Origin of the sequence: Enterobacter sp. RHBSTW-01064, assembly GCF_014103035.1 — a bacterium.
Lineage (GTDB): Bacteria > Pseudomonadota > Gammaproteobacteria > Enterobacterales > Enterobacteriaceae > Enterobacter > Enterobacter mori.
Genome location: NZ_JABXOU010000001.1, coordinates 105623 through 119924, shown reverse-complemented (window position 1 = coordinate 119924; position 14302 = coordinate 105623). Strand labels below are relative to the sequence as shown.

Here is a 14302-nt window from a genome sequence, read left to right as displayed (position 1 = left end):
CACATGCTGCCTTTCCAGTCATTCTGTGTATGGATAAGGCGAAACATGGCGTGGCATCCTACCCGCAATTGATAAGCGACGCAAAATATAACCGTGCCGAAAGTGATGCACGTCGAAGGAAATCGTGTGGTCAGAGCAGACGGGGATCACAACGCGCTGAAACGTGGCGAGTTTTTAGACAAAACGCGCGTTGAAGCGGTGCTTTAATCATCAGGTTTGCTTAATAATTACCTGTAGGTATCGCTGAAGGCTGACGCAGGGCATCCAGCAGCAGCTTGAAAGCGTGCGCATGCTGGCGACGACTGGGATAATAAAGGTGATATCCTTCAAAGGTCGGACACCAGGCATCGAGGACCTGAACTAACCGTCTTTCTGACACGGCCTTACTGATCGACGTTTCCGGCACGTAGGCCAAACCGAAACCATTCTCGGCGGCATCGATACGCTGCGGCAGGCTGTTCAACGTAAGCTGTCCTTCAACTCGCACGCTAAAACCGCGCCCGTCGCGTTCAAATTCCCAGGCATATAATCCCCCAAGAGTGGGCAGGCGCATATTGATGCAGCGGTGCGTCGCAAGCTGCTCCGGGGTTTCCGGCACGCCAAAGCGCTCCAGATAATCTTCGGACGCGACGACGGCCATGCGCATGTCCGGCGCGATCCTCACCGCCACCATATCTTTCGCCACCTGTTCACCCAGGCGCACGCCCGCGTCGAAACGCCCATCAACAATATCGGTCAGGCCGTTATCCACCGTCACTTCAACGTTAATATCCGGGTATTGCGCCATAAAGGGTTTTAACACCGGCCAAAGTACGCTCTCCATGGCATGTTCACCCGCGGTAATACGGATATTCCCCGCAGGCCTGTCGCGCGTATCGCGCAGCGCCGTTAGCTCCTGTTCGATCTCCATCAGGTGGGGATGTAAGCGGATAAAAAGCTGCTCGCCGGCCTCGGTAGGAGCCACGCTACGGGTGGTTCGGGTCAACAGGCGAACGCCGAGTCGGGCTTCAAGATTGCGCATTGCATGGCTCAGTGCCGACTGCGAGACGCCCAGCTGTGCCGCGGCTCGTGTAAAGCTGCGCTCGCGAGTGACGACCATAAACGAGAGCAGATCGTTGAAATTGTCTTTTAACATGGCGGCTAGCCCTCATTTATGAATTCAGTTCATGTTTCCGTTCTGATTATGCACTCTAATGCTGCGGATGGCTTTGCGCTACTGTTAACGCAACAGTCAACGAGGAGTACATGATGAAAATTATCCGCAGCGGTTCATTACCGTCAGTTAAGGGGCCAGACGCCTGGTTCACCGGCACCGTGCGCATTGATGCACCGTTCCAGGCGACAGAACCGGCAAAAGTAGGCGGGGCCACGGTGACCTTCGAGCCGGGCGCGCGTACCGCCTGGCACACTCATCCGCTTGGGCAAACGCTGATTGTCACCCAGGGGCGCGGCTGGCTGCAGGAGTGGGGTAAAGTGGCGGAGCCGCTTAACCAGGGCGACATCGCGTGGATCCCGCCGGGCGTCAAGCACTGGCACGGCGCGTGTGCGCAAACGGCGATGACTCATATTGCCATCGCCGAAGCGGTAAACGGCAGTCCGGTTGAGTGGCTGGAGAAAGTGAGTGACGTGCAGTACCCGAATGATTAGCCATTGAGCGTTTCGGTGACAAAAAGAAAGGGATATGATGCGATCCTTTTTTTCAGCATAGTCAGGCGGAACGGTGAAAATCAATATTATCGGCACCAGCGGGAGTGGTAAAAGCACGCTTGCCCGGCGCATCGCAACGGAATTGTCACTCCCGTACATTGAGATGGACAGGCTGTACTGGCGTCCTGACTGGCAGGGAACGCCCGACGAGGTGCTGCTGAAAACGCTGGCGGAGACGCTGGCCGCCACGCCCGGCTGGGTGCTCGACGGTAACTACAACCGCACTCGTCCCGTGAAGTGGCGCGAGGTAGATCTGGTGGTGTGGGTGGACTGCGGGTTCCTCCTCACGCTCTGGCAGGCGGTGACGCGTGCGTTTAAACGTGCATGGCACCAGCAGGAACTGTGGCCCGGCACCGGAAACCGTGAAAGCTTCCGCCGCTCGTTTTTTAGTCGGGAGTCCATCATCATATGGACCCTCAAAACCTGGCGCAGCAATCGCGAACGCTACGAAGCCGATATGCAAAATCCGCAATATGCCCACATTCGTTTTGTCCGCATCACCCGTCGGCAGGAGGCGGAGGCGCTGATTTCATCGCTTAAATCACACCGTTAGCAGGGTTTACATATCTGATTTCCGGCAAACTAAATGTAAATTAATTGTTTCTCAGAGGTTAATCGCGCCTTTAATAATGACGACATGTTAAGTCAAACGAGAACGCAACATGTCATGGCGAATCAGCATTCTGGATAAAAGCCCCGTCGCAGAACACGAAACCGCCGCCGATGCGCTGGCACGTACCTTAACACTGGCGCAGCAGGCGGAAACGCTGGGTTATCACCGCTTCTGGATTGCCGAACACCACAACACCCCTCAGCTCGCCAGCCCCTCGCCGGAACTGCTGATTGCCTGGATCCTCGGGCAAACAACGCGCATTCGCGTGGGGTCGGGCGGCGTCATGCTTCAGCACTACAGCCCCTATAAGGTCGCAGAAAACTTTAATCTTCTGGCCGCGCTGGCACCGGGCCGCGTGGATCTGGGCGTCGGGAAAGCCCCCGGCGGTCTCCCGCTCTCTACCCGCGCACTGCAGCTCGGTTTACATCCGCAGGAAAAAGGCAGCTTTGCTGAACAGCTGACGCAGCTGGACGGCTGGATCCGCCCTGAAAATCAGTCGGCGGAGGAGGCCGTTCGCGCCACGCCGCTGCCGTCGGTGCCTGCGCAGGGGTTCCTGCTGGGAGCCAGTACTGAAAGCGCGCTGCTCGCCGCATCACTTGACTGGCACTTTGTTTTTGCCGCTCATCTGAACGGCGATCCGGAACTGCTGCGAGAGGTGGTGTCAACCTGGCGTCAGAACAGCACCCGCGATGTGATTGTTGCAGTGCAGGCCATTGTGGCGGAGTCGCAGGAGCAGGCCGACGCGCTGGCGCAGAAGGTCGAAGTATGGGGCGTTGAGCTGGCAAACGGCCAGCGCGTGACCGTCGCCAGCGAAGAACAGGCCTACGCCTTTGCGCGTCAGGCCGGCAGCGAGCCGGTGCGTATTGCCCGCCGGGCGCAGTCCCTGCTGGCGGGCACGGCTGACTCGGTGCTTGAACAACTGAACACCCTGCACGAGCAGTGGGGCATTGACGAATTTATCATCGACACGCCGGTTGCGGAGGGGACAACGCGCGTCGCGTCGCTGCGTCTGCTTGGCGAAGCGCGTCTCAACAAGGAGGTCACCGTATGAGTTTTGGCGAACAACTGATTGCCTGGCGTCGTGAGCTGCACCAGAATCCGGAACTCTCCGGACAGGAGGTCGAAACGACTGCACGCCTGCGCCAGTGGCTGACGAATGCTGGCATTACGCCGCTGCCGTATGACCTGACAACCGGGCTGGTGGCGGAAATCGGGACGGGTAATAAGCTGATTGCGCTGCGCGCAGACATTGATGCGCTGCCGATAGAGGAGCGCAGCGGCGTGCCGTTTAGCTCGCAGCGTGCGGGGGTGATGCATGCCTGCGGACACGACATCCACACCAGCGTGATCCTCGGCGCGGCGCTGAAGCTGAAAGAGCGTGAAGCGTCGCTCGACGGGCGGGTGCGGATCCTGTTCCAGCCTGCGGAAGAAAACTTTGGCGGCGCAAAAAGCATGGTGCGGGCCGGTGCCCTGCGTGACGTTAGCGCCATCTTCGGTATGCATAACGAGCCGGGGCTGCCGGTAGGCGAGTTTGCCACTCGCGGCGGGCCGTTTTATGCCAACGTTGACCGCTTCGTGATCCGCATTACCGGCAAGGGTGCGCACGCCGCACGTCCACACGAAGGCAACGATGCCATTGTGCTGGCGAGCCAGCTGGTGACGGCGCTGCAAAGCGTTGCCAGCCGCAACGTTAACACGCTGGATTCGGTGGTGTTGAGCGTAACGCGCATTGCCGGAGGCAACACCTGGAACGTCCTGCCGGAAAGCGTGGAGCTGGAAGGCACGCTGCGCACCCATCGCACGGAAGTGCAGCAAAACGTGAAGGCCCGCGTCGGGGAAATCGCCGCCGGGTTTGCCAGCGCCTTCAGTGCGCAGATCGACATCACCTGGTATGCCGGACCGACCGCGCTGGTGAACGACGAACGTTGGGCCGATTTCGCCACCTCTGTTGCCAGAGAGTCAGGGTACGAAACCCAGCACGCGGAGCTGCACATGGGCGGGGAGGATTTTGCGGTCTATCTGCAGTCTATTCCTGGCGCGTTTGTCAGCATTGGCAGCAACAGCCCGTTTGGTTTACACCACCCGTCCTTTAATCCGGATGAGGCCCTCATTGAACCCGCTGCCCGCTATTTTGCACAGCTTGCGGAAAAAGCCCTGCAACACGTTTAATTTATTTGAGGTGAATATGTCTGCACATCGTCAACTGCGGCTGGGGACCATTTTGCATGGTGCATCCGGAAATATGTCAGCCTGGCGTCATCCTGCGGCAATCGCGGATGCCAGCATCAATTTTGATTTTGTTAAAGAGACGGCGCTAAAAGCGGAGGCGGGCAAACTCGATTTCTTATTCGTGGCCGACGGTCTCTATATTAACGAGAAATCGATCCCGCATTTTTTAAATCGCTTTGAACCGCTAACGGTATTATCCGCGCTGGCGAGTATTACCTCACGCCTTGGCCTGGTGGGAACCTTATCCACCTCCTACAGCGAGCCTTTTACCGTGGCACGTCAGTTTGCCAGCCTCGATCACCTGAGTAACGGACGCGCGGGCTGGAACGTAGTGACCTCGCCGCTGGAAGGCTCAGCGAAGAATTTTTCCCGTGAAAAGCATCCCGAGCATGCGCTGCGCTATCGCATTGCGGACGAGTATCTCGACGTCGTGAAAGGGCTGTGGGATTCCTGGGAGGGCGACGCCTTTGTGCGCAATAAAGAGAGTGGCCAATTCTTTGATTCGGCAAAATTGCATACCCTGGACCACCACGGTGATTTCTTCCAGGTCGCCGGTCCGCTGAATATTGGTCGAACGCCACAAGGGCGACCGATTGTCTTTCAGGCGGGCGCGTCGGACGACGGGAAAAAACTGGCGGCGAAACATGCCGACGCCATTTTTACGCATCATGAAACCTTCGACGAAGCGAAAGCCTTTTATCGCGACGTGAAGCAGCAGCTGGAAATTAACGGACGCCGCGCGTCTGATTTGCATATATTCCAGGGCGTCAGCGTCATTGTGGGTAAAGACGCCGATGACGTGGAAAACCAGTATCAAACCACGGCGGCGCTGGTGTCGATTAACGATGCCCTCAATTACCTCGGACGCTACTTCGAACATCACGACTTCAGCCAGTATCCGCTCGACGAGCCGTTCCCGGATATCGGCGACTTAGGCAAAAACAGCTTCCGCAGCACCACCGATGAAATTAAGCGTAATGCTGCACAGCGTAACTTAACCCTGCGTCAGGTGGCCCTTGAAGCTGCATCACCGCGCCCGCGCTTTTCCGGCACGCCGGAAGAGGTAGCTGACGGGCTTCAGGCCTGGTTCGAAGGCCATGCGGCGGACGGATTCATCATTCAGGGCGGTACGCCGGACACCTTCCCGCGCTTTGTTGACCAGGTGGTGCCCGTTTTACAGGCGCGCGGACTGTTTCGGACCGACTATCCCGGCACCACGCTGCGCGAAAGTCTTGGCTTAGACGAACCTAAAAACCAATTCACACAACAATAAAAGAGAACCCCGCTATGCAGAAAACATCGCTTATTCTGGCGCTTGCGCTGGCTTTTACCCCTGCCGTCTGGGCAGAGAATGTGAAGATTAACGGCACCGGCGTGAGCATCGAGGCCAATAAAACGCCGGTTAATACCGCCAAAAACAACGATGCGGTGGCACAGCTGCCGAAAGATTACCGCTTCGCCGTGCCGGGGAAATTTACCGTTGCGGTGGCGGGCCTCAATCAACCGCCGCTGACGGTGTTTTCCGATGACAACAAAACGCTGCTGGGGAGTGAAGTGGACGTCGCCCGTCTGGTCGCTGACAGCCTGGGACTGGAGCTGAACGTGGTGCCGACCTCCTGGGAAGACTGGCCGCTGGGCGTGGCCTCCGGGAAATACGATGCGGCCATCAGCAATATCACCGTGACCAAAGAGCGCAAAGAGAAATTTGATTTTGCCACCTACCGAAAAGATTCCCTTGGGTTCTACGTGAAATCAACCAGCCCGATCGCGTCGCTTGAGAAGGCGGAGGACATCGCCGGGCTGCGGATTATCGTTGGCTCCGGCACCAACCAGGAGGCCATCCTGCTGGCATGGAATGCCGAAAACCTGAAGAAGGGGCTGAAGCCCTTTACCCCGATCTACACCAAAGACGATGCGGCACAAACGCTGGCGCTGCAGTCCGGGCGCGCGGACGCCTATTTTGGTCCGAACGTGATTGGCGCGTGGAAAGCGGCGCTGAACGGGAAAACTAAACTGGTGGGCAGCGTCGACGGCGGCTGGCCAAAGGCGGCGCACATTGCCGTGACGCTGAAAAAAGGCAGCGGGCTGGTTGAGCCAGTGCAAACCGCGCTGAACGGCGTGATCAAAAACGGCGATTACGACAAAGTGCTGAACCGCTGGGGGGAAGGGGTTGAGCGCATTCCTCAGTCCGAAGTGAACCCGGCTGGCCTGGGCGATTAAGGAGGCTGCATGAGCGAACGATTTCGTGACGTTTCCCCGGAGGATGCCGAGCTCCAGCCCATCATTGAGGGGCTGTTCGGTGAATATGCCGCCCGTTACGGCGACTACTTCTCTAAAGACGCGGAGGTGGAACTCACCGAGTGGTATTTAGCGCCGCAGGGGCTGTTTATCGTACTGGAGCGAGACGGAAAGATTATCGCCACCGGCGCGTACAAACCTTTCGACGAACGCACCGCGGAAATCAAACGCATCTGGACGGACAAAACCCTGCGTCAACAGGGGCTTGCCGGGCGCGTGGTGCAGGAGCTTGAGCGCCGGGCGGTACTGGCAGGCTATAGCCAAATCTACCTGACAACCGGTTTTCGCCAGCCGGAAGCGGTCAGGCTCTATCTCAGCCAGGGCTACCAGGCGCAGTTCGATCTGAACCGGGATCCGGAAGAGTACAGCCAGCCGCCGTTTGACGGTCGGCTGCGCTTCACTAAAACGCTGGTACGCGAAGCGTTCAGTAAAACCGCATGAGGAACCACGATGAGCAACGTTGAAACCATTAAGGTGGTCCCGGCGCGATATCCGCTGCGGGCCGTCGGCGCCGCGGTGGCGCTGTTTGTCCTGGCCGTCGTGATTCAGTCGGTGGCCTTTAACCCGCGCTGGGAGTGGGCGGTATTCGCCCGCTGGTTCTTTGACCCGGTGATCCTCGAAGGCGTAGGGCAGACCCTGCTGCTGACCCTGATCGGCACCGCGCTGAGCGTGGTGTTGGGCGGCCTGCTGGCGCTGGCGAGACTGTCCTCGTCATGGCTGCTGAACAGCCTGGCGTGGGGCTATATCTGGCTGTTTCGGTCGCTGCCGCTGATTGTGGTGCTGATCATTCTCTACAACTTCTCCTATCTCTACGACACGCTCTCTCTGGGCGTGCCGTTCACCGGTATCACATGGGGCAGCTTCGACACCATCAACGTGCTGGGGCAGTTCTCTACCGCCGTGGTGGGGCTGACGCTGGTGCAGAGCGCCTATACCGCCGAAATTATTCGCGGGGGCTTCCTTGGGGTCGATCACGGTCAGTATGAAGCGGCCGCCGCGCTGGGTCTCCCGGCCTGGCGCCGTACGGTGCGGATCATTCTGCCTCAGGCGCTGCGCACCATCTTGCCGTCGGGATTCAATGAAATCATCAGTCTCGCCAAAGGTACGGCGATGGTGTACGTCCTGGCGATGCCGGAACTGTTCTATACCATTCAGATGATCTACAACCGCACGCAGGAGGTGATCCCGCTGCTGATGGTCGGTGCTGCCTGGTATCTGGTCATTACCACCGTCTTGTCCGCCATTCAGTATGTTGTTGAGCGCGCTCTGGCACGCAGCGAACGCCGCTCCGCCGTCAATCAGAACCGCGCCACTCGCCGCGTCCGTTCCGTTACCTCCACGCCAGCACAGGAGCCCGTTCATGCAAGCCTCTCCTGAAGGACATATTTCGATTACCGGCGTCAGCAAGTTTTTTGGCCGCCATAAGGCACTCGACAACGTTTCGCTTGAGATCCCGCCCGGGTCCGTGACGGTCATCCTTGGGCCGTCCGGCTCCGGCAAATCAACCCTGCTGCGCACCATTAACCACCTGGAGCGCGTTGACGAAGGATTTATCCAGATTGACGGGGATTACATCGGCTATCGCCGTCATGGCGACAAGCTTTACGAGCTGAAGGAGAAGGAGATCCTCAAACAGCGCGTCAACGTAGGTTACGTGTTCCAGAACTTTAATCTCTTCCCGCATCTGACGGTGCTGGAAAACCTGATTGAAGCGCCCATCGCCCACAAAAAGCTCAGCAAAAAAGAGGCGCTGGAAAGGGCGTACAGCCTGCTGGACGTGGTTGGGCTGCGGGATAAAGCCGATGCCTGGTCGCGCCATCTTTCCGGCGGACAGCAGCAGCGTATCGCCATTGCCCGCGCGCTGGCGCTGCGCCCCCGCGTGATGCTGTTTGATGAGCCCACCTCGGCGCTCGACCCTGAACTGGTTGGCGAAGTGCTGGACGTGATCAAAAAGCTCGCCCGATCCGGCACCACGCTGGTGGTCGTCACCCACGAGATCGGTTTTGCCCGTGAAGTCGCGGATCAGGTGGTGTTTATGGTTGACGGGAAAATTGTTGAGCAGGGCAGTAGCGACGAGGTGTTGAACCGTCCGTCGCATGCGCGAACGCGCCAGTTTCTGTCTAAAGTGCTGTAAGGAGCGCAGATGAAATATGGACTTCTGGCGGGGCTGGTCTTCACGACGGTGAGCCACGCCAGCATTGATGTGAAAGCCAACGAGCAGCCGCTGCCGGTAACGCGCGATCCGCAGGCGGTGGCGAAGATCCCCGCGAACTACAAATTCGTTGAACCGGGTACGCTGACGGTGGCCATTTCAGCCCTCAATTCGCCGCCGCTGGCGCTGCTGGCAAGCGATAACCGCACGCGCATTGGCAGCGACCCGGATATCGCTCGCCTGCTGGCGGGCAGTCTGGGGCTAAAGCTGAAGCTGGTGCCGACGGCGTGGGAAGACTGGCCGCTGGGGATCAGCTCCGGGCGCTACGACGTGGCGCTGGTGAACATTGCGGTGACCGAACAGCGCAAAGAGAAGTTTGATTTCGCCACCTACCGCGTCGATTCGCTGTCGTTTTCGGTGAAATCCACCAGCGCGATCCAGTCAATCAAAAGCGCGGAAGATCTGGCAGGGAAAAAGGTGATTGTCGGCTCGGGTACCAATCAGGAGCGCATACTGCTGGGCTGGAACGAAGAGAACAAAAAGGCGGGGCGGACGCCTGCGCTGCCGGTCTATCTCCAGGACGATGCCTCCGGCAATCTCTATATTCAGTCCGGCAGGGCTGACGTGTTCTTCGGGCCTCAGTCAGTCTCGGCCTACAAAGCGGCGCTCACCGGAAAAACGCGCGTCGTTGGGTTAGGGCCGAAGAAGGCGTTTGTAGCCACCACTACGAAAAAGGGCAATGAGCTGGTGTACGCGCTGCAGGCCGCGCTGGACGGTGCGATTAAGCGCGGGGAGTACCAGAAGGTGCTGGCGCGCTGGGGTGAACAGGGCGAAGCGGTGGCGCAATCAGAGGTCAACCCGCCTGGGATAACCTATTAATGGTGCTCTACACTTAGGGTTTTCATCCCTGAGGGGGCAACATGATTAAACTCTATGGCGTACCCGGCTGGGGCTCGGCAATCAGCGAAGTGATGCTAACCCTGGCAGATATCCCTTATCAGTTTATCAACGTGGACGGGTTTGACCAGCCCGGCCCGCAGCGTGAGCTGCTGCAAAAACTCAACCCGCTGTGTCAGGTGCCGACGCTTGAGCTTGAAAATGGTGCCATCATGACGGAAACCGCGGCGATTGCCCTGATGGTGCTTGACCGTTGCCCGGATCTTGCCCCGCCCGTCGGCCAGGCCGAGCGCCAGCAGTTTCAGCGTTTGCTCATCTGGTTTGTGGCGAACGTTTATCCCACCTTTACCTATGCCGATTATCCGGAACGCTGGGTGCCCGACGTGCCGGAGCAGCTGCAGAAAAACTGCATTGAGTACCGGAAATCACTCTATCTGTGGTTCGATAGCCAACTTAACGCGTCTCCTTTTGCGCTGGGGGAGCGGCTGACGCTGCTCGACGTCTATATTGCGGTCGCGCGCACCTGGGGGCCACGGCACGAATGGTTTGCGGCCAACACGCCAAAGATCACCGCGATCGCAGATTCGGTGTGTGCGCTGCCGGAACTGCACAAGGTGTTAAAGGCAAACGAGATTATCTGATAACGTGGAACGCTCACCCACAACAGGAAGCCTGCACATGCCACACGTTGATATCAAATGTTTTCCCCGCGATCTGAATGATGAACAAAAAAACGCTCTGGCGGCGGATATCGCCGAGGTGATTACGCGCCATCTGAACAGCAAAGACCGCTCCATTTCGGTGGCGCTGAATGAAGTTCAGGAAGCCGACTGGAAAGCGCAGGTCTGGGATACCGAGATCGGACCGAAACTGGACGAGCTGATCAAGAAGCCTGGGTATTCGATGTAAGGTTTGCCGGGCAGGCGGGAACGCTACCCGGCGTTGAAACTACAGCGCCGACCTGCGGTACGGCGCATAGTCCGCCTGCCACCAGGTTTTTTCGATTTGCGCCAGTAAGGTCTCGTCATCCATTGCCGCCGCAACGCCTTGCTCAATCGCTGCCCGGGCGACCGCAAACGCGATATTGCGCGACACGGTATCAATGCGGTCGACGGGAGGGAGTAATCCACCTTTTTCAGTGGTGACCAGCGGCGATTGCGCCGCCAGGCTACGGCTCGCCACCATCAACATCTCTTCGGTAACCCGCCGCGCGTTGCTGGCCAATATCCCCAGCCCCAGACCGGGGAAAATGTAGGCATTGTTACACTGGGCAATGTCGTACTGGTCGTTCTGCCAGAATACCGGCGAGAAGGGGCTACCCGTCGCAACCAGAGCGCTACCCTGCGTCCATTCGATCAGATCCTGAGGTTGCGCCTCTGCGCGTGATGTTGGATTAGAGAGGGGCATAATAATAGGGCGCGGGCAGTGGCGGTGCATCTCTTTAACTATCGCTTCGCTGAACAGCCCCGGCTGACCGGATACGCCAATCATCACGGTTGGATGGGCATTTCTGACCACCTCCATCAGCGAAATATTGCACGATTCCACCTGCCAGTCGCGAATGGCTTCCCGCGCCGTAAGCAGGTTTTTCTGGAAATCGAGCAGGTTGGTCATATCGTCGGTCAGTAAGCCAAAACGATCGACCATAAAGATCCGGCTGCGAGCCTCGGCCTCGGTTAGCCCGTCGTCGACCATCAGCGCCACGATTTTTTCGGCTATACCGCATCCGGCAGAGCCGCTGCCGAGGAAGACCACGCGCTGATCGCGAATGCGGGTTCCGGCTGCATGGGCGGCAGCAATCAGCGTGCCGGCCGTGACGGCAGCGGTTCCCTGAATATCGTCATTGAAGCAGCACAGCTGGTCGCGGTAACGCTGGAGTAATCGGGTCGCATTTTTTTGCGCAAAATCTTCGAACTGCAGTAAAACAGTTGGCCAGCGGGCGTTGACGGTACTGATAAACATATCCATAAATTCAGCGTATTGCTCGTCGCTGATGCGTGGATGACGCCAGCCCATATACAGCGGGTCGTCCAGATGTTGCTGATTATTGGTGCCGACATCCAGCATAATCGGTAACGTTGAGGCCGGATGAATACCACCGCACGCGGTATACAATGACAATTTACCAATCGGAATGCCCATTCCGCCGATCCCCTGGTCGCCAAGGCCCAAAATACGCTCTCCGTCAGTCACCACGATCACGCGAATATCATTACGCGAGAAACTTTGCAGCATTTCATCGATGCGATGGCGATTCGGCCATGAAATAAAAAGCCCGCGCGCCCGACGATAGATGGTAGAGAAATGTTCGCAGGCTTCACCGACCGTTGGGGTATATATGATCGGCAGCGTCTCCTTCATATGTTTCCGCAACAGATTGTAAAACAGGGTCTCATTGGTGTCCTGAATATTACGCAGATAAACGTGACGGGAAATATCACTTTTGAAATGACAGAATTGTACCCATGCGCGTTCGGTCTGCTCTTCAATGGTTTCAACATTATGCGGTAATAAGCCGTGCAGATTAAAATTATCACGTTCCTCTTTAATGAACGCGAGGCCTTTATTCAGTAATGGGTTTTCCAGCAGTACAGCGCCGTTATAGGGCGTGTACAGCACTTCTTTGCGAGACATGGTTGACTCCTGAAATAGTTAAAACGGATTAAATAAGATTTGCGAAGCAGGTCTGTTCTTAAGCGCGTTTATGTTTTATTTAGCGCTAATCTAGCGGTTAAACATCAGGGCGGTGGTGATAAGGGTCACACTCTTTCTGGTTTTATTAATTTCAAAATACGGGTGGTGATTAATAACTTTACTTACAAAAAGATGAATTAAGTTTATAAAAAGAAATCATTGCGGCCTTCACATTTCTGGCTGAATGCTCGTGCTAATTTCATGCTGAACCATTTTATCAATGGTGATTTAAAATTATTAAATATAAAGAATATTTTTGAACACGGGAGTTATCGGTTTTTACTCCTGTTTTTATATCCGAACCTACTAATCTGGTGATTATATGAAAGATAATCCTGTATCGACTTCTCCGGTCTCCTCGCGTTTTACGTTAGGGTTGAGTAATGCCGAAGTGGGCGCAGTCCCACTGATGTTGTTTGTGGGCATTGCGACCATCGTGGCGACGTCCGCATGGGCGGGGCTGCTGCCGAAAAATATGATCGGTGGACTGGCGGTGATCATGACGCTCGGTTTCGCCTTTGCCAAAATCGGTCGTCAGATCCCCCTGTTGAAGGACATCGGTGGTCCGGCCATTCTCTGCCTGATGGTGCCATCCATCCTGGTCTATTTTGGCGTGTTCGAAAAACAGACGCTGGATACCGTACACCTGCTGATGAAAGAGGCGAATCTGCTCTATTTCGTCATTGCCTGTCTGGTGGTGGGAAGCATTCTGGGGATGAACCGGGTGCTGCTTATCCAGGGGATGATCCGCATGTTTGTACCCTTGGTTGTCGGGACGCTGATGGCGGTAATGAGCGGGTTAATCGTCGGCTCGCTGTTTGGCTATACGCCTTACCACACCTTTTTCTTCATCATCGTGCCGATTATTGGCGGTGGGATTGGTGAGGGAATTTTGCCACTGTCGCTGGCGTATTCGGCCATACTCGGACAAGCGCCTGACGTTTACGTCGCACAGCTGGCCCCTGCCGCCGTCGTCGGTAATATCTTCGCCATCATCTGTGCGGGTACGCTGGCGCGTCTGGGAACGAAACGTCCTGCACTTTCGGGAAACGGCATGCTAACCCGCAGCAAGGACGATCAGAATCTGTTTGCGGGGGCGCAAAGCGTTCAGCAGACGGATTTCCACCTGATGGGGGGCGGGCTGCTCATGGTGTGCGCATTTTTCATCGTCGGTGGTCTGTTTGAAAAACTGGTGCACATCCCTGGTCCGGTGCTGATGATCCTCATCGCCGTGCTGTGTAAGTATTTCAGGGTGATCCCCGGTTCCATGGAACAGGGGGCGCACAGTTGCTATAAGTTTGTCTCGGCAGCGCTGGTCTGGCCGCTAATGATTGGTCTGGGCATGCTGTACGTGCCGCTGGAGAGCGTGGTGGCGGTCTTCTCGGTGGGCTACGTTGTGGTGTGCGGATCGATCGTGATTGCAATGGCGTTGAGCGGCTATTTTATTGCGTCGCGTCTGAATATGTATCCCGTGGAAGCGGCTATCGTCACCTGCTGCCACAGCGGGCTGGGTGGGACAGGGGACGTGGCGATTTTATCCGCCTCTAACCGCATGTCGTTGATGCCGTTCGCGCAGATCGCTACCCGTATCGGCGGCGCATCGACGGTGATTTTCGCCACGCTGCTGATGGGCTGGATAATGGCGCACTGATCCGAAATATCAGGAGACTGAATCGCAACGGCATTTTGTGAATGCCGTTGCGGTTCAGTCC

At 57.0% G+C, this 14302-nt stretch carries 13 protein-coding genes and 1 pseudogene; 12 read left to right on the top strand and 2 right to left on the bottom strand.

Annotation, left to right across the window (positions count from 1 at the left end; translation table 11 throughout):
- Positions 1-220: 220 nt before the first annotated feature.
- Positions 221-1135, bottom strand: a complete 915-nt coding sequence (locus HV355_RS00535; RefSeq protein WP_182400663.1) for a LysR family transcriptional regulator — start codon at positions 1133-1135, stop codon at positions 221-223.
- 113 nt (positions 1136-1248) lie between these two features.
- On the opposite strand from HV355_RS00535, the gene HV355_RS00530 reads away from it, so the two are divergent.
- The 11 genes and pseudogenes from HV355_RS00530 (at position 1249) to pptA (ending at position 10805) form a co-directional block, all read left to right on the top strand.
- Positions 1249-1647, top strand: coding sequence for a cupin domain-containing protein (locus tag HV355_RS00530; protein ID WP_182401207.1), 399 nt, complete (start codon positions 1249-1251; stop codon positions 1645-1647).
- Positions 1648-1720: 73 nt separating this feature from the next.
- The gene (locus HV355_RS00525) at positions 1721-2260 is read left to right on the top strand and encodes an AAA family ATPase (protein WP_120158230.1); all 540 of its coding nucleotides are present in this window, start codon (positions 1721-1723) and stop codon (positions 2258-2260) included.
- A gap of 109 nt (positions 2261-2369) precedes the next feature.
- Positions 2370-3371, top strand: coding sequence for an LLM class flavin-dependent oxidoreductase (locus tag HV355_RS00520; RefSeq protein ID WP_182400662.1), 1002 nt, complete (start codon positions 2370-2372; stop codon positions 3369-3371).
- Positions 3368-4489, top strand: coding sequence for an amidohydrolase (locus HV355_RS00515; protein WP_010431480.1), 1122 nt, complete (start codon positions 3368-3370; stop codon positions 4487-4489). The genes HV355_RS00520 and HV355_RS00515 overlap by 4 nt, the downstream gene beginning before the upstream one ends.
- 16 nt (positions 4490-4505) lie before the next feature.
- Positions 4506-6769, top strand: a pseudogene (locus HV355_RS24065) (NtaA/DmoA family FMN-dependent monooxygenase).
- A 9-nt stretch (positions 6770-6778) separates the two neighbouring features.
- Positions 6779-7288 carry a GNAT family N-acetyltransferase gene (locus HV355_RS00500; RefSeq protein WP_032656866.1) on the top strand — a complete coding sequence of 170 codons (510 nt, stop codon included), beginning with the start codon at positions 6779-6781 and terminating at the stop codon, positions 7286-7288.
- Between the two features lie 9 nt (positions 7289-7297).
- Complete coding sequence (locus tag HV355_RS00495; RefSeq protein WP_010431472.1) at positions 7298-8224, top strand: amino acid ABC transporter permease; 927 nt, start codon at positions 7298-7300, stop codon at positions 8222-8224.
- On the top strand, positions 8208-8981 hold the full coding sequence (locus tag HV355_RS00490; RefSeq protein ID WP_182400660.1) for an amino acid ABC transporter ATP-binding protein: 774 nt from the start codon (positions 8208-8210) through the stop codon (positions 8979-8981). The genes HV355_RS00495 and HV355_RS00490 overlap by 17 nt, the downstream gene beginning before the upstream one ends.
- Positions 8982-8990: 9 nt before the next feature.
- A complete protein-coding gene (locus HV355_RS00485) occupies positions 8991-9878 on the top strand; it encodes an ABC transporter substrate-binding protein (RefSeq protein WP_182400659.1) in 888 nt (295 codons plus the stop codon).
- Positions 9879-9919: 41 nt separating this feature from the next.
- Positions 9920-10537, top strand: coding sequence for a glutathione S-transferase family protein (locus HV355_RS00480; protein ID WP_182400658.1), 618 nt, complete (start codon positions 9920-9922; stop codon positions 10535-10537).
- A 37-nt stretch (positions 10538-10574) separates the two neighbouring features.
- Positions 10575-10805 (top strand): tautomerase PptA, encoded by a 231-nt coding sequence (pptA, locus tag HV355_RS00475; protein ID WP_010426149.1) that lies wholly within the window; start codon positions 10575-10577, stop codon positions 10803-10805.
- A 39-nt stretch (positions 10806-10844) separates the two neighbouring features.
- On the opposite strand, the gene HV355_RS00470 is transcribed toward pptA, so the two are convergent.
- Entirely contained in the window at positions 10845-12530 is a 1686-nt protein-coding gene (locus HV355_RS00470; protein ID WP_120158225.1) for an NAD-dependent malic enzyme, read from the bottom strand.
- 382 nt (positions 12531-12912) lie between these two features.
- Between HV355_RS00470 and HV355_RS00465 the strand changes: the two genes are divergently transcribed.
- The gene (locus HV355_RS00465; protein ID WP_108417383.1) at positions 12913-14241 is read left to right on the top strand and encodes a 2-hydroxycarboxylate transporter family protein; all 1329 of its coding nucleotides are present in this window, start codon (positions 12913-12915) and stop codon (positions 14239-14241) included.
- Positions 14242-14302: the final 61 nt, after the last annotated feature.